The sequence below is a fragment of the Kribbella sp. NPDC003505 genome, assembly GCF_040610875.1.
Lineage (GTDB): Bacteria > Actinomycetota > Actinomycetes > Propionibacteriales > Kribbellaceae > Kribbella.
Window position 1 is genome coordinate 287,939 of the sequence record NZ_JBEXNA010000004.1, and the last position, 20,294, is coordinate 308,232.

19 protein-coding genes are annotated in these 20,294 nt (G+C 69.3%); 12 read left to right on the forward strand and 7 right to left on the reverse strand.

Translation table 11 applies throughout. The features are described 5' to 3' along the window. Positions 1-73 precede the first annotated feature (73 nt). The 3 genes from ABZX12_RS15135 to ABZX12_RS15145 are packed head-to-tail and all read left to right on the forward strand — an operon-like array spanning position 74 to position 5,447. Positions 74-1,834, forward strand: a complete 1,761-nt coding sequence (locus ABZX12_RS15135) for an ABC transporter ATP-binding protein (protein ID WP_355693419.1) — start codon at positions 74-76, stop codon at positions 1,832-1,834. Beyond that, positions 1,831-3,609 (forward strand): ABC transporter ATP-binding protein, encoded by a 1,779-nt coding sequence (locus tag ABZX12_RS15140; protein WP_355693421.1) that lies wholly within the window; start codon positions 1,831-1,833, stop codon positions 3,607-3,609. Before ABZX12_RS15135 ends, ABZX12_RS15140 begins: the two co-directional genes overlap by 4 nt. A gap of 59 nt (positions 3,610-3,668) precedes the next feature. After that, entirely contained in the window at positions 3,669-5,447 is a 1,779-nt protein-coding gene (locus ABZX12_RS15145; protein WP_355693423.1) for an alpha/beta fold hydrolase, read from the forward strand. On the opposite strand, the gene ABZX12_RS15150 is transcribed toward ABZX12_RS15145, so the two are convergent. From ABZX12_RS15150 to ABZX12_RS15160, 3 genes are all read right to left on the reverse strand, one after another. Next, a complete protein-coding gene (locus ABZX12_RS15150) occupies positions 5,419-6,327 on the reverse strand; it encodes an LD-carboxypeptidase (RefSeq protein ID WP_355693425.1) in 909 nt (302 codons plus the stop codon). The two genes, ABZX12_RS15145 and ABZX12_RS15150, sit on opposite strands and share 29 nt — an antisense overlap. Positions 6,328-6,336: 9 nt before the next feature. Further along, positions 6,337-9,666: a phosphodiester glycosidase family protein gene (locus tag ABZX12_RS15155; protein ID WP_355693426.1), complete on the reverse strand. Its 3,330-nt coding sequence runs from the start codon at positions 9,664-9,666 to the stop codon at positions 6,337-6,339. Positions 9,667-9,809: 143 nt separating this feature from the next. Then, positions 9,810-10,133 (reverse strand): rhodanese-like domain-containing protein, encoded by a 324-nt coding sequence (locus ABZX12_RS15160; RefSeq protein WP_355693428.1) that lies wholly within the window; start codon positions 10,131-10,133, stop codon positions 9,810-9,812. 127 nt (positions 10,134-10,260) lie between these two features. Here ABZX12_RS15160 and ABZX12_RS15165 point away from each other — a divergent pair, with 127 nt between their 5' ends. Next, positions 10,261-11,100, forward strand: coding sequence for a hypothetical protein (locus tag ABZX12_RS15165; protein WP_355693430.1), 840 nt, complete (start codon positions 10,261-10,263; stop codon positions 11,098-11,100). Positions 11,101-11,157: 57 nt separating this feature from the next. Here ABZX12_RS15165 and ABZX12_RS15170 read toward each other — a convergent pair whose 3' ends face one another. Next, on the reverse strand, positions 11,158-11,589 hold the full coding sequence (locus tag ABZX12_RS15170) for a DUF2871 domain-containing protein (RefSeq protein WP_355693432.1): 432 nt from the start codon (positions 11,587-11,589) through the stop codon (positions 11,158-11,160). A 10-nt stretch (positions 11,590-11,599) separates the two neighbouring features. Next, complete coding sequence (locus tag ABZX12_RS15175; protein ID WP_355693434.1) at positions 11,600-12,457, reverse strand: DNA-formamidopyrimidine glycosylase family protein; 858 nt, start codon at positions 12,455-12,457, stop codon at positions 11,600-11,602. Positions 12,458-12,559: 102 nt separating this feature from the next. Between ABZX12_RS15175 and ABZX12_RS15180 the strand changes: the two genes are divergently transcribed. Together ABZX12_RS15180 and ABZX12_RS15185 are read left to right on the forward strand one after the other, a co-directional pair. Then, positions 12,560-12,700, forward strand: coding sequence for a hypothetical protein (locus ABZX12_RS15180; protein WP_355475458.1), 141 nt, complete (start codon positions 12,560-12,562; stop codon positions 12,698-12,700). Between the two features lie 86 nt (positions 12,701-12,786). Beyond that, complete coding sequence (locus tag ABZX12_RS15185; protein ID WP_355693436.1) at positions 12,787-13,959, forward strand: DUF418 domain-containing protein; 1,173 nt, start codon at positions 12,787-12,789, stop codon at positions 13,957-13,959. On the opposite strand, the gene ABZX12_RS15190 is transcribed toward ABZX12_RS15185, so the two are convergent. Beyond that, positions 13,947-14,210 carry a hypothetical protein gene (locus ABZX12_RS15190; RefSeq protein ID WP_355693438.1) on the reverse strand — a complete coding sequence of 88 codons (264 nt, stop codon included), beginning with the start codon at positions 14,208-14,210 and terminating at the stop codon, positions 13,947-13,949. The two genes, ABZX12_RS15185 and ABZX12_RS15190, sit on opposite strands and share 13 nt — an antisense overlap. A gap of 82 nt (positions 14,211-14,292) precedes the next feature. On the opposite strand from ABZX12_RS15190, the gene ABZX12_RS15195 reads away from it, so the two are divergent. From ABZX12_RS15195 to ABZX12_RS15220, 6 genes are all read left to right on the forward strand, one after another. Beyond that, positions 14,293-15,246: a helix-turn-helix domain-containing protein gene (locus ABZX12_RS15195; RefSeq protein WP_355693440.1), complete on the forward strand. Its 954-nt coding sequence runs from the start codon at positions 14,293-14,295 to the stop codon at positions 15,244-15,246. A 141-nt stretch (positions 15,247-15,387) separates the two neighbouring features. Then, positions 15,388-15,666 carry a hypothetical protein gene (locus ABZX12_RS15200; protein ID WP_355693442.1) on the forward strand — a complete coding sequence of 93 codons (279 nt, stop codon included), beginning with the start codon at positions 15,388-15,390 and terminating at the stop codon, positions 15,664-15,666. Then, positions 15,648-16,457: an acyltransferase family protein gene (locus ABZX12_RS15205; RefSeq protein WP_355693444.1), complete on the forward strand. Its 810-nt coding sequence runs from the start codon at positions 15,648-15,650 to the stop codon at positions 16,455-16,457. The genes ABZX12_RS15200 and ABZX12_RS15205 overlap by 19 nt, the downstream gene beginning before the upstream one ends. Positions 16,458-16,515: 58 nt before the next feature. After that, the gene (locus tag ABZX12_RS15210) at positions 16,516-17,211 is read left to right on the forward strand and encodes a PadR family transcriptional regulator (RefSeq protein ID WP_355693446.1); all 696 of its coding nucleotides are present in this window, start codon (positions 16,516-16,518) and stop codon (positions 17,209-17,211) included. 143 nt (positions 17,212-17,354) lie between these two features. Further along, complete coding sequence (locus ABZX12_RS15215; protein ID WP_355693448.1) at positions 17,355-18,335, forward strand: ATP-binding cassette domain-containing protein; 981 nt, start codon at positions 17,355-17,357, stop codon at positions 18,333-18,335. Next, entirely contained in the window at positions 18,332-19,099 is a 768-nt protein-coding gene (locus tag ABZX12_RS15220; RefSeq protein ID WP_355693450.1) for an ABC transporter permease, read from the forward strand. The genes ABZX12_RS15215 and ABZX12_RS15220 overlap by 4 nt, the downstream gene beginning before the upstream one ends. Here ABZX12_RS15220 and ABZX12_RS15225 read toward each other — a convergent pair. After that, positions 19,091-20,149, reverse strand: coding sequence for an adenosine deaminase (locus tag ABZX12_RS15225; RefSeq protein ID WP_355693451.1), 1,059 nt, complete (start codon positions 20,147-20,149; stop codon positions 19,091-19,093). The genes ABZX12_RS15220 and ABZX12_RS15225 overlap by 9 nt on opposite strands. Between the last annotated feature and the right edge of the window lie 145 nt (positions 20,150-20,294).

Consider the following 20,294-nt stretch of genomic DNA (forward strand, 5'->3'; position numbering starts at 1 on the left):
GCCGCCTACGCTTGTTCCATTCGCCTGGTCAGGTGCCTTCTTTCAACCCTTCTATGCCTCTTTGTGAGACGTCATGTCCTTGCGCCTCATTCCGTTCGCCGATCCGGGTGTGCCGGACACCCGATCCGGCCTCCGACTCATCATCTGGCTGGAGCACCAGCAACTGCGGGGGCAGGCCCTCGCAGTGTTCTGGGGACTGGTCTATTTCGGCGGTATCGCCGCCGCCCCGGTCGCCGTCGGTCTCGCCGTGCAGGCGGCGATCGACCTGTCCTGGCCCAAGCTGATCCTGGCCGGCGCGCTGCTGCTGGCCTTCGGTGCAGCCAAGGCCGGCGCCGACTCGTTCTTCCACAAGGCCGTGGTGACGAACTGGATCAGCACCGCGTCGCGCCTGCAGCAGCTGCTGTTCCGCAAGGCCGCGGAGCTGGGCTCGCTGCTGACCCGCCGGATCGCGGCCGGCGAGGTGGTCGCCGTGAGCAGCGGCGACGTCGAGAAGATCGGCTGGTTCGTCGAGGTCCTGGGCCGCTTCGTGGCCGCGCTGCTGACCTGCTTCGCGGTCGTCGTCGGCCTGCTGCTGTACGAACCGCAGCTCGGCCTCGTCGTCGCGATCGCCGTACCGGTGCTCGCGTTCTCGATCGTGCCGCTGATGGGTCCCGCGGAGCGCCGCGCGGACGAGCAGCGGGCCAAGGGCGGCCGGGCCACCGAGCTCGCCGCCGACACCGTCGCCGGTCTGCGCGTGCTGCGCGGCATCGGCGGTGAGCAGCTGTTCCTGCAGCGTTACCGCGAGGCGTCGCAGCAGTACCGGAGCAGTGCGGTGCGCAGTGCCCGGATGTGGTCGCTGATCGCGGCCCTGCAGGTGCTGCTGTTCGGTCTGTTCCTGGTGCTCGTCGTCTGGATGGGAGTCCGGCTGGTGACCCAGGGCCGGATCTCGGTCGGCGAGCTGGTCACGACGTACGGGTTCATCACGTTCATGCTGGTTCCGCTGCACACGTTCGAGGAGACGGCGAGCGCGTTCATCTTCTCGAAGGTGTCGGCGCGCCGGGCCGCGCGCGTGCTGTCGCTGCTGCGGACCGACGAGACCAAGGGGACGTCCGCGGCCCAGCTGCCGGAGGGCGACCTGCTCGACCCGGTCACCGGGCTGAACGTCCCGGCCGGAAGCTTCACCGCGGTCGTCTGCGGCAACCCGGACGCCGGGGGTCTGCTGGCCGACCGGCTGGGTGGCCACAGCCCGTCCGCCACCGACGAGGCCTCGGTGCTGCTCGACGGTGTCGCGCTGGACGACATCCCGCTGGAGTCCGCGCGCACCGTCGTCCTGGTGCAGGACAAGGACCCGGTGCTGTTGTCGGGGACGGTGCGCGAGCTGTTCGACGTGCCGGCGAGTGGTGCGGTCTCACCCGAGACCGCCCTGGACGCAGCCCAGTGCGAGGACATCCTCGACGTGCTGCGGCAGACGCTGCCTGCTGGTGAGTCCGACGCCATGAAGGCCGTGCTGACCGAGCGAGGCAGGTCCCTGTCCGGCGGTCAGCGGCAGCGGGTGGCGCTGGCGCGTTCGCTGTACGTCGACCCGCAGGTGCTGGTGCTCGACGAGCCGACCAGTGCGGTCGACGCGCACACCGAGGCGCGGATCGCGGACGGTCTGCAGCTGCTGCGTGCCGGCCGGACCACGGTGGTGTTCACGTCCAGTCCTCTGATGCTGGACCGGGCGGAGCGGGTCGTGTTCGTGCCGGAGGGCCGCGTCGACGCGGTCGGCACGCACCACGAGCTGCTGCACACCAACGCGCAGTACAGGGCTGTTGTGACCCGTGAAGAAGAGCCGACGTTCGAGGAGTCAGCGTGAAGCGCCCGGAGTACGACCCCGCAGCCCCACAGGAGGTAGTGCGCCTCCCAGTGGCCAGCGGCGCGACGGTGCGTGCCTACATCAAGACACTGTTCCGGCGGCACCGTCGTCAGTTCCTCTGGCTGACGCTGGTAAACGCAGTGGCCGCGCTGAGCGGCATGGTCGGTCCGTGGCTGCTCGGCAACGTCGTGCAGAAGCTGTCCGAGGGTCACACCGACGTCAACCTGCCGTACGTCGTGATCGGCTTCGTCCTCGCGCTCGCGGTGCAGACCGTGTTCGTGCGGCTGACCCGGTTGCGCGGTGCGGTGCTCGGCGAGGAGATGCTCGCGGATCTGCGCGAGGACTTCCTGATCCGTGCGGTCGGGCTGCCGCCGGGCGTGCTCGAGCGCGCCGGCACCGGTGACCTGCTGTCCCGAATCACCACCGACATCGACCGGCTGTCGCACGCGATGCGCGACGCCGTACCGCAGCTGACGATCGCGATCATCTGGGCGTCGCTGCTGATCGGCGCGCTGATCGTGACGGCGCCCGCGCTGGCCGTGGCGGTGGTGATCGCGGCGCCGATCCTGATCATCGGCGGCCGCTGGTACTTCAAGCGTGCCCCGAAGGCGTACCGGTCGGAGGCGGCCGGGTACGCCGCGGTCGCCTCGGCGCTGGCCGAGACGGTCGACGCCGGCCGCACCGTCGAGTCGCACCGGCTCGGCGGCCGCCGGATCGAGCTGGGTGACACCCGGATCGGCCAGTGGGTCGGCTGGGAGCGGTACACGCTGTACCTGCGGATGATCCTGTTCCCGGTGATCAACATGACCCACACGGTCGCGCTGGCGGCGGTGCTGGTCATCGGCGGTGGCTTCGCGATCCAGGGCTGGCTGACCGTCGGTGCACTGACCACAGGTGCGCTCTACATCCAGATGCTCGTCGAGCCGGTCAACATGATGATCCGCTGGTACGACGAGCTCCAGGTCGCGCAGGTGTCGCTGGCGCGGCTGGTCGGCGTCCGTGAGGTCGAGACCGCCGCGGCGGCGAGCGAGGCCGAGCCGGAAGGGCGGACCGTGCTGGCCGACGACGTCCGCTTCGGGTACCTGGAGGGCCGCGACGTCCTGCACGGTGTCACGTTGACGGTCGAGCCGGGTGCCCGGGTGGCGCTCGTCGGGCCGTCCGGTGCGGGCAAGTCGACGCTGGGCCGGTTGCTCGCCGGCATCTACTCGCCGCGCGTCGGTGACATCACCTTGGGCGGTGCCGCGCTCGGCCGGATGTCTGCCGAGCAGGTCCGCAGTCATGTCGCCCTGGTCAACCAGGAGCACCACGTGTTCGTGGGCAGCGTGCGCGACAACCTGCGGCTCGCCCGGCAGGACGCGTCCGACGCGGACCTGTGGGCGGCGCTGCGGTCGGTGGACGCCGACGGCTGGGTCGCCGGGTTCGACGACGGGCTGGACACCGAGGTGGGCTCCGGTGGGGTCTCGCTGACGCCGGCCCAGGCGCAGCAGGTCGCACTCGCGCGGCTGGTCCTCGCCGACCCGCACACCCTGGTCCTGGACGAGGCGACCTCGTTGATGGACCCGCGGGCGGCCCGGCACCTGGAGCGGTCGCTGGCGACCGTGCTGGAGGGCCGGACCGTGGTGGCGATCGCACACCGGTTGCACACCGCGCACGATGCCGACGTGATCGCCGTCGTCGAGGACGGCAAGATCGTCGAGCTCGGCGGCCACGACGAGCTGGTGGACGCGCAAGGGGCGTACGCCGCACTCTGGCACTCCTGGCACGGCGACCGATGACCAGCGGGGTGTCCGGCGGAGAACCCGTCGGACACCCCCTGCCGTGTGAGGATGAAGGTGTGCTGCTGACGACCCTCTTCTCGCTGCCCACGTCCATGGCCCTCGATATCGACGACGAGGGCCGGATGCTGGTGCTGTACGACGGCACCGGCACCCGCCAGGTCAACGAGGTCGCTCCCGACGGCACCTGGCGTGCGCTGACCGATCTTGACGACACGTGCCACGGCGCCCGGTTCGTACCCGGCAGCAGCCACGTCGTCGTCGAACACGACACGGGCGGCGACGAGCGCGGGCAGCTGTCCCTGCTCGACCTCGACGAACCCGGTCTGCCCGCACTGACCCCGCTGGTGCACGACAGCGAGTACATCCACCGCCTGGTCGCGGCCCGGCCCGACCGCGTGCTCTACACCACGAACCGTCGCAACGGCGTGGACTTCGACCTGGTCGCGCGCGACCTCACCAGCGGCCGCGAAACCGTCCTGTACGACGGCGGCGGCTGGGTGATGGGCGTCGACCCTTCGCCGGACGACAAGTGGGTCGTGCTGTCGAAGGCGAGCAGCCCGGCGAACTCGATGCAGCTGCTCCTGGTCGACACGTCGAGCCGATCAGTTGTCGAACTCACCGCGGAGGACGCGCACAACGACCAGGGCCCGGTCGCATGGCTGCCGGACTCCTCCGCGTTCCTGGTGTCGAGCAACGCCGACCGCGACCGGATGGCGATCCGCCGGTACGACGTGAGCGACGGGGCGTGGAGCGATCTGCTGGTGGACGACGCCCGTGACCTGGCCGGGTGGCCCTCACCGAACGGCGAGCACCTGCTGGTCGGCGTGCTGCAGGATGGCGAAGTCGGGCTCGAGCTGCACCGGCTGGACGAGGGCGCGCCGCTCGTGGCACTCGACCTTCCGGCGGGCGGCTGTGCGGCGTTGACGATGGCCACGCCGGACCCGATCTGGTCGCCGGACGGCTCGTTCGCGGCGATCACCTACAACTCCCCGGTGACTGCGCCCACCGTGTACCGGTTCGTCCCTGGCGGTGAGCTGACCGCGCTCCGTCCGGTGGAGGTCCCGGTCGAGCTGCCGCATCCCGAGAGCCTGCGGGTTCCGTCCTTCGACGGCGAGCAGGTGCCGGTGTTCGTGTTCCGGCCGATCGGCGAGAGCCTCGGGTCCACGGTTGTCCACGTGCACGGCGGCCCGGAAGGTGCCGCGATGCGCATCTGGAGCCCGATCATCTCGGCGCTGGCCGGCGAAGGACACACCGTCGTCGTACCGAACGTGCGCGGCTCGGCCGGTTACGGCAAGCGCTGGTACTCGCTGGACGATCGCCAGTTGCGGCTGGACTCGGTGAAGGACCTGGCCGCGATCAACAGCTGGCTGCCGACGATCGACGCCGACCCGAAGCGTGCGGCGCTCTGGGGCGGTTCGTACGGCGGCTACATGGTGCTGGCCGGTGTCGCGTTCCAGCCGGAGCTGTGGGCGGCCGGTGTGGACATCGTCGGGATCGCTTCGCTCGTGACGTTCCTGGAGAACACGTCGGACTACCGGCGGTCGATGCGGGAGCGCGAGTACGGCTACCTGGCGACGGACCGCGAGTTCCTCCAGGAGGCGAGTCCGCTCAGCCGCGTCGACGACATCCGGGCGCCGCTGTTCGTGATCCACGGCGCCAACGACCCTCGCGTCCCGTTGTCGGAGGCAGAGCAGATCACCGACGCACTGACGAAGCGCGGCGTCCCCTGCCAGGTGCTCGTGTACCCGGACGAGGGACACGGCTTGGCCAAGCTCACGAACCGTCTGGACGCGTACCCGCAGGCCTTCAGCTTCCTGCGGGACCACCTGGGGTGAGAACACCGGCGGTCGCGTCGAGCCGCACCGGAAGCCCCAGCGGTACGGCGAGATTCAGCGCCTCGTGCCCGATCGCCGCGCCCGCCACCATCGGCAGGCCGAGCGGTTCGAGCCGCTCGGCGATCACCGCGACGGGATCCTGCGTGCCGGTGAAGTCGCCCACGACCACACCGGTCACCTGGTCGAACCACCCGGCGCGCAGCAGCTGCGTGAGCAACCGGTCGACCCGGTAGCCGGCTTCGTCGACGTCCTCCAGAACGACGACACCAGCCGGCGGCGCGTACGTCGGCGTACCGACACTGGACGCCAGCATCGCCAAGTTGCCGCCGCGCAGCGGCCCCTCGGCAACACCCGCGACCACGGTGCGCGCTCCGACCGGCGCGAGCAGGTCAGTGATGGTGTCCGGCTCGAACAGCAACGCCCGCAGCCGCTCGAGGCCCACCGCCGTGTCCAGTTGCTCCACAGCAGCAGCCATCGGGCCGTGGAGAGTCACGAGACCGCGTGCGTTCAGCGGCTCGTGCAGCGCGGTGATGTCGCTGAACCCGACGAACCACTTCGGCACGGCGGCCAGCTCGTCGAGGTCGACGTACTCGATCATCCGCTGCACGCCGTACCCGCCACGTGCACAGAACACCGCGGCGTACCGCGGGTCCAGCCAGGCGTTGCGCAGGTCGAGCGCCCGAGCCTTGTCGTCGGCCGCCAGGTACGCGAACCGCTCGTGCCCGGCCAGTACCGACGGCATCACGTCCACCTCGAGGCCCCAGGACCTGAGGTGGACCAGCCCGGTGTCGAGCCGGGCTGCGTCCACTCGGCCCGACGGAGCTACCACAGCAACCCGGTCCCCGCTCCGCAGTCGCTGCGGCACCACCACGTCAATCACGCCGTGACGCTACCAACCGACCTGCAGGGTCGCGCTCTTGGAGACCCCGTTGACCGTGACACCCAGCTGAGCCGTGCCGGGGCGCAGCGCAGTGAGTTGGCCGGTCGACGGGTCGTACGAAGCGACTGCCCAGAACGGAGCGGTCTTCGCAGGACCGACGTGCAGTGTGGACGAGCCCCACCAGTCTGCCGACACAGGGAAGGACACCGGCACTCGACGACCTTCCTGGACGACCGTGGCGGAAGCGGGCGCCGACTGACCGCGCTGGAGGCTCTCAGGAACAGTCAGCTCAAGCGAGTCGACATGGGCTCGCAGCTCGACCTCGAACCACGGCTGGGCCGACGGGTTGGCCGCGATGCCGACCAGCGCCCAGCCGGTGAAGCCACCGGCGTCCGGTGCCGCGGCCGGGCTCTTGCCGGAGTTGCCGGTCAGCGGCAGCAGGACGCCGTCGGTCCTGGTCGCGGCGAACGTGCCCGCGTGCGCCGCCATGTACGCCGCACCCTTGCCGGTCGAGGCCCGGAAGTCGGCCAGCCACTTCACGAGCATTGCCGCTTCCTTGCGGTCACCGAGCTGCGAGTTCTGTGTTGGCGACGGGTCGTCGATCGGGTGGTGCGCCATCACCACCACGTTCTTGATCGACCGGTCGGAAGCGGCGGAGTCGAGCTGCTTGCGCAGGTCGAGGATCTGGTCGAACCCGCCGGCCCGCAACGATCCGAACGACGAGTCCCGCAGCACGAACCGGGTGCCCTTGTGGTCGAACGTGCTGGTCGCGTCGCCGAAGACCTTCTTCCACTCGGACAGGTCGCCCGGGCCGTAGGTCTCGTGGTTGCCGGGCACGTAGTGCAGCGGCACCTGGCCGGCCACCTCCTCGTCGATGATCTGCTTGGCCAGCGCGATGTCCGGGCCGAACGCACGGTCGACGAAGTCGCCGTTGATCACCAGGAAGTCCGGCTTCTGCGCGAGCGCCTCGCGGATCGTCCGGCGGGCCTGCTTCACGTAGTCCGAGTTCGGGTCGTCGGAGGTGAACTGCGCGTCCGACATCACCGCGAACCGCCAGCGACCGGCCGTCGTCACGGTGCCGTCGGTGACGACCATCGGGTCGATCACCTTCGCGGGCGGGTCCATCGTGACCGGGGGCGCGCTGCGGACGGTCAGGTCGTCGACCACGATCCGGCCCGAGTACTGCCGGGTCGGCGAGGTCTCGACGACGTAGATCCGCCAGAACCGCAGTGGCATCGTCAGCCCGGGCGGAATGTCGGCCTCGACGTACTTCCAGCCGGTCCAGTCGACCGTGGCGGCCAGGTTGAGCGTCTGCGCCGTACCGCCGGCCGCGTCGTAGGCGTTGGCCCGCAGCCACGCACCCTTGCCGTCGCCGTACACCCAGGCGCCGAGCTTCTGCGGCTGGCCCGGCAACGTCTGCTGCGGGTTCTGCGAGAGGTACGCCGCGCGCGTGGCGGTGCTGCCCGTCAGCGAGTAGTCGAGCGCGACCGCCTGCCCGCCGTCGTGTCCTTCCGCGGCGGACAGCGACGCGGTCGCCTTGCCGGCGGGTACGGCGTTGGCCGCCCACCTGGTGACGTCGTCGAGTTCGTCGACCACGGTGGCGGTCAGACCGGCCGTGATGCTGAGCTGGGTGCTGAGCGAGCCGACGGTCGCGGTCACCACGGCCGAGACGGCCTCGTCGCCGAGCGCGTTGACCTCGAAGCCATTGCCCTTCGCAACAATCTTCACGAGCGCCGGGTCGTAGCTGAGCTTGACGTCGCGCGGCTCGACCCAGGTGGAGAACCCGTCGGCGTCGTATCCGTCGACCTCGAAGAAGCCCTTGGCGGCGGAGTCGGCGAGCGAGACCTGCCGGGTCGAGGGCGCCAGCCGGGTCGGCGTGCCGAGCACTGTCATCGGGAACCTTCCGTGGGCAGCGCCGCGGGCGGCGGTGACGATCACGTCGCCGGCGCGGCGGCCGGTGACCACGCCGTCCTGGTCCACGCGGACATTGCTCCCGGCGTACCAGAACGGCGTACCGGTCGCGGGCGCGTAGGTCTCGTCGTGGCCGGTGGCGCTCAGGACACGGCTCAGGCCGGTGAGCACGCGGGAGCTGCGGGAGATGTCGGTGTCGGGGCCTGCCGCCGCCGTACCGACGGCCTCGACGCGGAAGCCCTTGAGGCGGCCGGAGCCCTTGACCGGGACCAGACCGAGCCCGTTCGGGACGAGCCGCTCGCCGCCGTCGGACGGGTCGTTGACGACCTCCGGCGCGCCCGCACCCGGTGTCCGGGCCAGCATCGTCGAGGAGCCGCCGCCGTCCAGGTTGAGCGCGTCGTCGGCGCCGAGGCTGATCATCAGCTGGCCCATCTCCTTCAGCGACAGGCCTCGCGAACCGGTGGCCCGGCCGTCGACGGTCAGCAGGATCATCCGGCTGCCGTCGGCGTCGAACCCGATCGCGGTCCGCGGCGCGAGGTCGGCGTCCGGCACGGTGTCCGGGACCTGGCCGTCCTTCGCGAGCTGGTAGTTGCCGCTGACGGCGGCCGCGACCTCACCGGCCTCCGGGCGCAGGCCGTACGCGACGGTGACCTTGTCCCCGACAGCGAAGGCGGTGAGTGCGTCGGCGCCGGCCTCGCGACCGATCAGCGCCTGCTCGCCGGCTGCCAACGCAGTGGTGGCCGGAGTGGTGGCGGTGGAGACGACCACACCGTCGCGAAGGATCACCTCGCGAACGGTGGACAGGCCGTCCACGGTCCTGGTCCGGGCCGCGTCGCCCCACTCCGGGGTGTAGAGGCCGATACCGCCGGTGGTGACGGTCGGCGAATTGAGGTTGGCCAGCTCGAGCGTGGTGGCGCCGTCGGTCGCTGTGCCCTGCAGGAACAGCTGGGCGATCTTGCCGAGGCCGTCCTTGCCGATCACCGCGGTGTCGTTGTGGCCGGCGGCGGGAGCGTTCAGCAACTTGCCGGACTCGACCCCGACGCCCAGCGGCGCTGTCGTGTCGTTGATGTCGAAGAAGTCGCCGTTGACACCCGCGATCGCGCCTTTGCTCGCCAACTGCTGGCTGAGCGGCTGTCCACCCGACACCTTGCCGGTGTTGACCAGGTCGACGGTCACGCCGTGCTGGTCCAGGTCGGTGTCGAGGATGTCGCCGCGCTGCCAGCCCTTCGGGTCGAGCCGCTCGAACGACGTGTAGTTCACACCGGGCGCGACAGGGCTGTCGACGCGTGACGTCAGGACGCCGTTCTCGGCGATCGCGGCGTCCGGGATGCCCGCGGCCACGGTCTTGCCGAGGGCTGGGCTGACGAGCACCCCGGCGAGCAGGCCACCTACGCCGATCGCTGTGGTCAAGGGACGGATGAGCGACACAGGAGCCTCCCCACGGTGGACGGACGCGGTCATCCGGCGCCGCGCACCCGACCACCTCGTGAGCCGCAGGTGTACGCCGGTCAACCGACCGGTGACAAAGTAACGCCTGCGGTCACCATGTGGAAGGTTTTCTTCTCACTGTGTCAACTGGTGGCCACCGGGCGACCCGAGACCTGCCAGGCGTGCATGCCGCCGTCGAGGTTGATCGCCTCGCGGCCGAGCTGGTTCAGGAACTGGGTGGCCATGCCGGACCGGCCGCCGACCGCGCACACGCAGAGCACCTTCTGGTCCAGCGGCACCTCGCCGACGCGCTGCTGCAGCTCGCCGAGCGGGATGTGCGTGGCGCCTTCGATGTGGCCGCGGTCCCACTCGTCCGGCTCCCGCACGTCGAGTACGAACGCCTCCGCGAGCAGGTCGTCGTCGAGCTCAGCCACCACGACCGAAGGAATCTCCTGGTTCCGGAACATGTCCCCCAGCATGTCAGACCGCCGGGGCCCGGCCGGTGGCCGGATCCGGAAGGCGGTAGCCGCAGTCCGGATAAAGCGTTGACACCGGGTAGCGGATTTCGGAACCGTGGCTCGAAGGGAGGCCGCGGTGGAACTGATTCAGGGCATCCCGGGGGAGTTCGAGCCGCAACCCTGGGGAGAGGCGATTCTGCGGAGCCGTGAGTTGCTGCTGCTCCGGATCGCGTGCCGCCCGCCCGATCACGAGGTGCGCCTGCCGGGCCTGGCCACCACGCCGCTGCACGTCGTCGAGGACCACAGCGGCAAGGCGCTGACCTGGCGGCGCGACGGCGACGACCTGGTCGTCCGCCTGCCGGAAGCCGGTGAGCCGCCGGTCGTCCGCGTCGCGTTGCAAGGCAAGTTGCGGATCGTCCCGCCCGACACCGTCACCGCGAACGCGGACGGCGTGTGGGACCTCACCCCGACCGGTACGCCGGCGCACCTGGTCGCCCGCCGCGCCACCGATGTCGCCGTACGGTTCATCGGCCTGGCCGAACCGGACAGCCGGCATCAGATCCGGCTCGCCGGCCGACGGTACGGCGTGACCGGTCACCAGTTGACCAGGACCACGATCGGCCCGTTCCCGATGCCGGAGCGACGCGTCGTCGCGCTGCCGGTGCCGGCCGGCGTACGGCGGGTGCTCGTGGCGCCGGTCGGCACGGTGCTGGCCTCGATCCACCCGGGCCGTGACGACCTCACCGTCGTGGTGACGAACTTCGGCCGGGCCCCCGCGGGCGGCGAGGTCGAACTGCCGCTGCCAGCGGGCTGGTCGGCGACCGAGCAGGCGTGGACGTTCGACGGGCTCGATCCGGGCCGGTCGGTCGGCTGGGTGACGCGGGTCGCGGGTCCCGCGGGTGCACACGAGCTCCAGGCTCGCCTGGACGCAGGCCGCCGTTCGGCGTCGTCGCCGTACCTCGTCGCCCTGGGTTGACCCGCGCCGCGCCCGCTTCCAGTCTCACGCCCATCCGAGTACGCCGGGTGGGCGGTGCTAGCTGACCTCGACCGCCTCGGCCTTCTCCTTGGCGGGCAGGCACTTGCCGAGGTTCACGAAGAAGAAGATCAGGCCGAGGGTGATGGTGATGTGGCCCAGGCCGGAGATGCCGTCGAGGGCGGCGCCGGCCTGGTGGCCGAGCACGGTCATCGTGCCGCGGACGATCATCAGCCCGACGGTGAGCGCGAGGCCGGCGTTGTAGACCCAGAAGAACGCGGTGAACAGCTTGCCCGCGGTCAGGGTGAACAGCTTCTCCAGCGCAAGCACGACCAGGAAGAACAGCATGCCCAACGCCAGGATGTGCGTGTGGACGACGCTCAACTGGGTGTCGCCGGTGAAGTCGTTCAGCTTGGTCAGCTCGCGGTAGTACAGCCCGCTGATCAGCCCCAGAATCATGTAGACGTGCGCTGCCACGTAGATCTTCCGCATGGCCGGGAACCTACTTCAGCAGCTTCGACAGCCTTCGGTCGGCCAGCGGTTTGCCACCGGTCTGGCAGGTCGCGCAGTACTGCAGGGAGGAGTCGGCGAAGCTGACCTCGCGCACGATGTCGCCGCAGACCGGGCACTTCTCGCCCTTGCGGCCGTGCACGCGCAGCCCGGACTTCTTCTCCGACTTCAGGTCCTGCACGGCGAGCCCCGCGGAGCGGTCGACGGCGTCCTGGAGGGTTTCGCGCATCGCGTCGTACAGCACCTTGAGCTCGTCGTCGGACAGGTTCGACGCGGGTTTGAACGGGCTCATCTTCGCGACGTGCAGGATCTCGTCGGAGTACGCGTTGCCGATGCCGGCGATGACGGACTGGTTCCGCAGGACGCCCTTCAGCTGCACCCTGCCCGCGCGCTTGAGAATCTCGCCGAAGTCATCCAGCGACAGCGTGAACGGGTCGGGGCCGAGCCGGGCGATGCCCGGGACCTCGGCGACGTCGCGCACGACGTACACCGCGAGCTTCTTCTGGGTCCCGGCCTCGGTCAGGTCGAACCCTGAGCCGTCGTCGAGGACCGTCCGGAGCGCGATCGGCCCCTTGCCCGGCCGAACCAGGCCGGTGTTCTGCTCCTCTTTCCAGCGCAGCCAGCCTGCGCGGGCCAGGTGGATCACCAGGTGCACGCCCTGCGCGGAGATGTCCAGGAACTTCCCGTACCGCTGCACGTCGTCGATCAGCAGCCCCACCATCGCCGAGATCGGCGGGTCGTAGGTCTTCAGTGCGCTGATCGCCGTGATGTCGGCGCGCACGAAGGCACGCCCGACCGCTCGCTCCCGCAGGAACACGGCCAGCGACTCGACCTCCGGCAACTCAGGCACTCTCCTAGTGTGCCTGACGCCAGGGACAGTTCCGGTGGATTACCCATGGAGACAGGTTGTGGGTACCGGTAGTTTCGGTGGCAACCGAGTTGGGAGGCCCTGATGGGGTTCGTGAAGACAATGCTCAAGGGTGCTGTGGTGGCCAAGCTGATGCAGGTGGCCCAGCGGGAGCTGAGCAAGCCCGAAAATCAGCAGAAGATCAAGCAGGCGGTTCAGAAGGTTCAGCAGCGCCGCGCTCACTGAGGTGGCTCGGGGGTAGGGCTAGCTCCACCCTCGAGGAGGATTCAGCGTGACTGCGTAGCCAGGGTTCCCCCTGATGTGCTGGGTGCATGAGCCAGGTACTCGATCGGACGCGCATTCAGGACATCGACGCGCTGCGTGGTTTCGCCCTCCTGGGCATCTTGGTCGTGAACATCACCTTCGCCGCCTCCGGGTTCCCGATCCAGCTGGCGAAGGACCCGGCGTACGGCTCGTGGCTCGACCACTCCGTCCACTGGCTGTCGTCGGCGTTCGTGGACATGAAGTTCTACCTGCTGTTCTCGTTCCTGTTCGGGTACAGCTTCCAGTTGCAGCTGGAGGCGGCGCAGCGAGCAGGGGTCGCGTTCAAGCCGCGGATGGTGCGCCGGCTCGGCGGTCTGTTCGTACTCGGCGTCCTGCACGGCGTCTTCCTGATCACTGGCGACATCCTGAGCGTCTACGCGATCATCGGCCTGATCCTGCTCGGAATGCGCCGGGTGAAGGACCGTACGGCGCTCCTGGTCGCGGCAGGCATCTACGCGTATCTGTTCCTCACCCTGGCGATCGCCGCGCTCTTCGTGGACAGCACCCAGTTCATCGACCCCACCACAGCGGTGGCGGCCGCACAGGAGACCACTGCGAACCTGACGGGCTCGTTCAGTGACGTCATCGGCGAGCATGTGCGAGCGCTCCCGACGTACGGCCTGTCGCTGCTGACCGTTCAAGGCCCGACCACACTGGCCGCGTTCCTGATCGGCATGGTGGTCGGTCGGCGCCGGATGCTGCAGAACCTGTCCGGCAACGAGGCTGTGCTCCGGCTGATGCAACTGGTCGGCTTCACCATTGGCATCTCGGGCGGTGTGTACTACGCGTCCGTCGGCGGCAACGGCGACACCAGCGCCGTACTGATCAGCGTGCTCACCGCACCGTTCCTGACGGCCGCATACGTCGCGACGCTGCTCAGGTTCATGCACTCCGACCGCGGGGAGGACGTCCGTCAACTCCTCGCACCGGCCGGCCGGATGGCGCTGTCGAACTACCTGGGCCAGTCCGTTGCCACCATGCTGATCTTCACCGGCGTCGGCTTCGGTCTGGCGGGTCAGGTGTCTCCTCTGGAGACAGTCGGCTTCGCGGTCGGCATCTTCGTCCTGCAGGTGCTGCTGAGCCATGTCTGGCTCAGCAGCTTCCGCTACGGCCCCATCGAAGGGGCGCTGCGGGCGGTCACCAACGGGACCGCCCCCAGGTGGCGCGTTCAGGCCGCGTGACGGCCGTGGTGCAGGCGGGCGGTGCGGATGGTGTGCACGGTCCCGCTGGTCGAAGCAGGCTTGTGGTTGAAGGGCTTGACCGCCGCGCCGAGCGCGAGCAGGTCGAGCTTGGTCCGGGCCAGGTCACGGTCGTCAGCGACCCAGGTGCCCTGCGGTCCGGCGGCCGGACCGGTCGAGTGGCGCCTGTTGCTGAACTCCAGAGCCGCGATCACGGCCAGCACGAGTACTACGAGAACGATGTATCCGGTCATGGCAGTAATGATTCTACCAATTAGATCCTGCCACTAGTGGCACTATTGACATAGTCCAACAAATTACTGCCATACTGGCTGGATGCTGCAGAAGATCGCTGTCGTCCTGATGGAGGACGTCGCCCTGTTCGAGTTCGGAGTGCTCGCCGAGGTCTTCGGCATCGATCGCACCGACGACGGAGTGCCGCCGTTCGACTTCAAGGTGTGCTCGACCACGCCGGGCGTCCCGATGGAGACCAGCTCGCACTCCCAGGTGGTCGCGCCGTACGGGCTGGAGGAGCTCGAGGACGCCGACCTGATCGGCATCCCGGCCACCACCTGGCGGCACGCGTACGACGAGCGGATCCTGGACGCGCTGCGGCGGGCCGACGCGCGCGGCGCGATCCTGCTGACGGTCTGCTCCGGCGCGTTCGTGCTCGGCGCGGCCGGCCTGCTCGACGACCGGGCCTGCACCACGCACTGGCGCTATATCGACAAGTTCCACGACCAGTTCCCGTCCGCGAAGCTCGACCCGGACGTGCTGTTCGTCGACAACGGCAACATCATCACCAGCGCCGGCACCGCGGCCGGCATCGACGCCGCGCTGCACCTGGTACGCCGCGAGCTCGGCAGCGCGGTCGCGACCCGGATCGCCCGCCGGATGGTGGTCCCGCCGCAGCGCGACGGCGGCCAGCGGCAGTACGTCGAGGTGCCCGTGCCGGAGTCGTCCGGGGAGAGCCTGCAGCCGGTCCTGGACTGGATGGTCGACAACCTGACCGTCGACCACACCGTGCCCGCACTGGCCCGCCGGGCGCAGATGTCCGAGCGCACGTTCGCCCGCCGCTTCGTCGCCGAGACCGGCACGACGCCGCTCAAGTGGGTCACCACCCAGCGCGTGCTGCGCGCCCGGACACTGCTCGAACAGACCCGGATGGGCATCGAGCAGATCGCCGCGGAATCAGGATTCGGGACGTCCGCCCTGCTGCGGCATCACTTCCGCAGGGTGGTGGGCGTGCCACCCCAGGATTACCGCCGCACCTTCCAAACCGCCGGCTGATTGTCGTCGAGGCCGATGGCTGGCGCTGTGCCACCTGATCCGCCCGGTGTGAGGAAGGCATCACCGGACCGATTTGCATCGCCACCCCCTGCTCTGCGTAAGGTCACAGGGGGGTAACAGCGACGGACAGGTGGAGTGGTTGTGACGACGCCGGACCGCCCCCCGGGCAGGACCGCACGCCGGCTGAGCTGGGACGTGATGCGCGTCCTGGCGGTGCTGGCGGTGATGTTCACCCACACGACGTACATGGGTCCGTTCCTGCACCCTGAGCTCGGCCGACCGCTCGGGCCGTACCCGTTCCAGGTCGGCGCCAGCATCCTGCTGGTGATCAGCGCGCACTTCGTCTGCGTGACGATCCGGAGGGCTCGACGTACCGGTGGCTGTGGCGGCGGGTGTGCCGCGTGCTCCCGCCGTACCTGATCGCCGTCGTGTTCACCTATCTGGTCGTGGTGCTGCTCGCGCCCCGGAACTGGATCCTGCCAACGCCGCGCGACCTGTGGAGCAACCTCACGCTGGCAGCCTCGTTCGACCCTGGCGTCAAGCTCATCGACGGTTCGTACTGGACGCTGCCGCTGCAGCTGATGGCATTCGCCGCCGCGGCACTGCTCCGGCCGCGCGGGCTCGGGCAGCGGATCACCACACTGCTCTGGATCATGATCATCGCGCCGGTCGTCCTGCAGTGGAACGACCGCATCGGCCACAGCCCGCTCTGGGTGCAGCAGGCCTGGAACGGTCTCGGCCTGCATCGCCTGCAACTGTTCGCGATCGGCATCGCGATCTGGCTGTGGGCGCAGCGCCGGATCGGCGTCGTCCATCTCGCCGCACTGCTCGCGGCGACCGTCTTTGCGCAGCACGCACACACCGCGGACCTACCGTCATCCCTAGGTATCGGGGCGCTGCTGGTGCTCGTTGCACTGGCCGCCCGCGGCCCGGACTGGACGATGTTCACCCGGCTCCGGCGGCCGATCCAGTTCCTGGCTCGGATCTCCTTCGGGCTCTACCTGCTCAACCAGGTGGTCGGGTACCTGATCGCCTACCGCCTGATGGAGCTCGGCGCGGACCGGCTGCTGCAGGTGGCCGGCGCGATGATCGGCGTGATCGGGCTCGCCTGGCTGCTGACGAAGTACGTCGAGGAGCCGGCGTACCGGGCGCTGTCGGCGGTCCGGGTCCGCAGCCTGGGAGCGCGAGCGTTCGCCTGGCTGACTACTTGACATCGGATACTCGTGAGCTAATACTCGATTTCGAGTAATCGAGATCGAGGAGACCGGTATGGCGCGACGGAGAGTGGCGAACCCGCTCGCGTTCGCGGTGCTTGGCAGCCTCAGCGAGCGGCCGATGCATCCGTACGAGATCTCGACGATGCTCCGCGCGCGCGGCAAGGACCAGAGCATCAAGGTGAACTACGGCTCGCTGTACTCGGTCGTCGCGTCGCTCGAGAAGCACGGCTTCATCGAGGCGCGGGAGACGGTCCGGGAAGGCAACCGGCCGGAGCGGACGATCTACCAGATCACCGACGCCGGCCAGGCCGAGTTCACCGACTGGCTGTCCGAGCTGCTCGGGACGCCGACGCGGGAGTTCCACCCGCTGGAGGCCGGGCTGTCGTACCTCCCCGGCCTGCAGCCGGAACGCGCCGTGGAGCTGCTCGAGCAGCGGGTCAAGGCGATCGACACCGACATCGAGCAGGCGATCGCGACCCACGATCACATGGCCTCGATGGACTTCCCGCGGATCTTCTGGGTCGAGTCCGAGTTCCGGCTGGCGCTGCTGCGCGCGGAGTCGTCGTACATCCACCAGCTCGTCGACGAGATCCGCACGGGCGAGCTGAGCGGCTCGCACTTTTGGCGGCAGGCGTGGAAGCACTATCTGGAGGACGGCATCAGCCCGGCCGAGCAACTGAAGGATCCCGTCAAGTACTTCGGGCAGGACTTCGCCTGGATGAAGGCGATGCCACCGGAAGCAAGATAAAAGACGGCCCTCGACCCACGGTGCGGCAACACCAGGGTCAAGGGCCGCGGTTCCTCGAGTCGGTCCGAAGACCTGGCACCCAAGGGCACAACCATCAGGATAGCCAGCCCGGACCGGCTCCCCACCCACAAGGGAGTCACGTGATGGCTACGCATGCCCTCGAAGCGGCCGACCTGGTCAAGACGTACCCGGCCGGCCGGAAGAAACCCCCGCTCCGCGCGCTCGACGGCCTCAGCGTCAGCGTTCCGGAAGGCGTCGTCCTCGGGCTGCTCGGGCCCAACGGCGCCGGGAAGTCCACCACCGTCAAGATCCTCACCACGCTGTCCCGGGCGGACTCCGGCAGCGCCCGGGTCGCCGGGTACGACGTGAACCGCGAGTCGGACCAGGTGCGGCACGCGATCGGGTACGTCCCGCAGAAGGCCAGCTCCGATCCGATGGCGACCGGGATGGAGAACCTGGTGCTGAGCGGCCGCATCTTCGGCCTGTCCCGCCAGGACGCCGTGCAGCGCGCCCGTGACCTGCTGGAGCGGTTCGGGCTGTCCGACCACGGCGACCGCCCGGTACGGACGTACTCCGGCGGTATGCAGCGCAAGCTGGACGTCGCGCTCGGCCTGGTGCACCGGCCGAAGGTGCTGTTCCTGGACGAGCCGACCACCGGTCTCGACCCGGAGGCGCGCGCCGATCTGTGGAACGAAGTACTGCGGCTGTCCGGGCAGGAAGGCCTGACCGTGCTGCTGACCACGCACTACCTGGAGGAAGCCGATCGGCTGGCGGGCCAGCTGGCGATCGTCGACCACGGCCGGATCGTCGCCGAAGGCACCCCCGAGGAGTTGAAGGCCGGTCTGCGTGGCGACTCGGTGCAGGTCGAGCTGGTCGATCCGGACACCGACGGGACGGTTCGTTCGCTGCTCGCGCAGTTGCCCGGGATCGACGAGGTCCTTGTCGAGGGCAACAGTCTGCGCGCCCGCGTCGACCGCGGCGCCACCGCCGTACCGGAAGTGCTGGGAGCCCTTGAGGACAAGGCGATTCCGGTCGTCGCGGTCACGGTGTCGCGGCCGTCGCTGGACGACGTGTACCTGCAGCTCACCGGCCGTTCGTTCCGCGTGACGGAGGAGGCGGCATGATCGCGCACACGGGTCTTGTCTTCGGACGGTTCACGCGGGCCTCGTACCGGCAGCCGGCATTGATCGCGTTCACGCTGGTGCAGCCGGCGATCTGGTTGCTGCTGTTCGGGCAGCTTTTCCAGGGCGTCGTCCACATCCCGGGCTTCGGCGACTCGTCGTACATCGCGTTCCTGACACCGGGGATCGTGATGATGACGGCACTGATGACGAGCGGCTGGAGCGGTACGTCGTTCATCCAGGACATGGAGCGCGGCGTGATGGACCGGTTGCTCGCCTCACCGGTCAGCCGCGGCGGACTGATGGCCGGGCAGCTGCTCAGCAACGCGACGACCACGTTCATCCAGACGATCCTGGTGTTCGCGATCGGTATCGCCGCGGGCGCCCGGTACGACGGCGGGGCCGTCGGCTACCTGGTCACGATCGCCGCGTCGGTCCTCGTCGGCCTGGCGTTCGGATCGCTGTCGAACGCGGTGGCGCTGCTCACCCGTCAGCAGGAGGCGCTGATCGGGATCTTCCAGTTCGTCTCACTGCCGCTGACGTTCATGTCGTCGATCATGATCGACCCGACGGTGGCACCGCACTGGGTGAACGTCGCGGCCCGCTACAACCCGGTCGACTGGGCCACGATCGCCGCCCGGGAGTCCCTGGCCGCCTCCCCGGACTGGTCATCGGTAGGGCGCCACTCCGCCTATCTGCTGGCCTTCACGCTGATCGTCGGCTGGCTCTCGACCCGGGCCTTCCGCACGTACCAGCGGTCAGTGTGAGGCGTACCAGGGCTTGATGACGTCGTCGATCAACGCGAGTCGTTCGTCGAACGGGATGAAGGCGGACTTCATCGCGTTGATCGCGAACCAGCGCAGATCGTGCAGGCCGTAGCCGAAGGCCTCCGCGAGCAGGGCGAGTTCGCGGCTCATCGACGTACCGCTCATCAAGCGGTTGTCGGTGTTGACCGTGACCCGGAAGCGGAGCTTGGCGAGCAGGCCGATCGGGTGGTCGGCGATCGACTCGGCCGCGCCGGTCTGCAGGTTGGAGCTCGGGCACATCTCCAGCGGGATCCGCCGGTCCCGGACGTACGCCGCGAGCCGCCCGAGCTCCACCTTGTCGCCGTCACGGGTGATGTCGTCGATGATCCGGACGCCGTGCCCGAGCCGGTCCGCGCCGCACCACTGGATCGCCTGCCAGATCGACGGCAGCCCGAACGCCTCGCCGGCGTGGATGGTGAAGTGTGCGTTCTCGCGCTGCAGGTACTCGAACGCGTCCAGGTGCCGGGTGGGCGGGAAGCCCGCCTCGGCGCCGGCGATGTCGAAGCCGACCACGCCCGCGTCGCGGTACGCGACCGACAGCTCGGCGATCTCTCGCGAGCGTGCCTTGTGCCGCATCGCGGTCAGCAGCTGCCGCGCCACGATCGGCCGCTCCGCCACCGACATACCGTGCTCGAACCCTTCACGGACCGCGTCCACGACCTGTTCGAGGGTCAGGCCGCGGGTCAGGTGCTGCTCGGGCGCATACCGCACCTCGGCGTACACGACGCCGTCCGCCGCGAGATCCTGCACGCACTCACTGGCGACCCGCGTGATCGACTCAGCGGTCTGCATCACCGCGACCGTGTGGTCGAACGTCTCCAGGTACCGCTCCAGCGACCCCGAGTCCGCCGACTCCACGAACCACGCACCCAGCTCGGCGGCGTCCGTCCGCGGCAGCTGATGCCCGATCTCGCGCGCCAGCTCCAGCACCGTCCCCGGCCGCAGCCCGCCGTCCAGGTGGTCGTGCAACAAGACCTTCGGCGCCGCGTTCAACTCCTCAGGCGTGATCATGCGGCCATCTTCGCAGCCACTGCCCCGATCTGCCCCGATCTGCCCGGGGATGCGCCCGTTCCACCCGCCCGAAGTTCCTCATCTGCCCGCCGATGCCCCGGAATGGCCTTCGTGTCACACAGGTCCCCGGCGAAAGCCTGGTCCT

What these genes read in the sequence shown, in the direction of transcription:
- ABZX12_RS15220 (WP_355693450.1), top strand. Translation starts at nt 18,332, where the DNA reads ATGATCGCGCACACGGGTCTTGTCTTCGGACGGTTCACGCGGGCCTCG.
- ABZX12_RS15160 (WP_355693428.1), bottom strand. Translation starts at nt 10,133, where the DNA reads ATGTTCCGGAACCAGGAGATTCCTTCGGTCGTGGTGGCTGAGCTCGAC.
- ABZX12_RS15170 (WP_355693432.1), bottom strand. Translation starts at nt 11,589, where the DNA reads ATGCGGAAGATCTACGTGGCAGCGCACGTCTACATGATTCTGGGGCTG.
- ABZX12_RS15190 (WP_355693438.1), bottom strand. Translation starts at nt 14,210, where the DNA reads ATGACCGGATACATCGTTCTCGTAGTACTCGTGCTGGCCGTGATCGCG.
- ABZX12_RS15215 (WP_355693448.1), top strand. Translation starts at nt 17,355, where the DNA reads ATGGCTACGCATGCCCTCGAAGCGGCCGACCTGGTCAAGACGTACCCG.
- ABZX12_RS15135 (WP_355693419.1), top strand. Translation starts at nt 74, where the DNA reads ATGTCCTTGCGCCTCATTCCGTTCGCCGATCCGGGTGTGCCGGACACC.
- ABZX12_RS15210 (WP_355693446.1), top strand. Translation starts at nt 16,516, where the DNA reads ATGGCGCGACGGAGAGTGGCGAACCCGCTCGCGTTCGCGGTGCTTGGC.
- ABZX12_RS15225 (WP_355693451.1), bottom strand. Translation starts at nt 20,149, where the DNA reads ATGATCACGCCTGAGGAGTTGAACGCGGCGCCGAAGGTCTTGTTGCAC.
- ABZX12_RS15195 (WP_355693440.1), top strand. Translation starts at nt 14,293, where the DNA reads ATGCTGCAGAAGATCGCTGTCGTCCTGATGGAGGACGTCGCCCTGTTC.
- ABZX12_RS15180 (WP_355475458.1), top strand. Translation starts at nt 12,560, where the DNA reads ATGGGGTTCGTGAAGACAATGCTCAAGGGTGCTGTGGTGGCCAAGCTG.
- ABZX12_RS15185 (WP_355693436.1), top strand. Translation starts at nt 12,787, where the DNA reads ATGAGCCAGGTACTCGATCGGACGCGCATTCAGGACATCGACGCGCTG.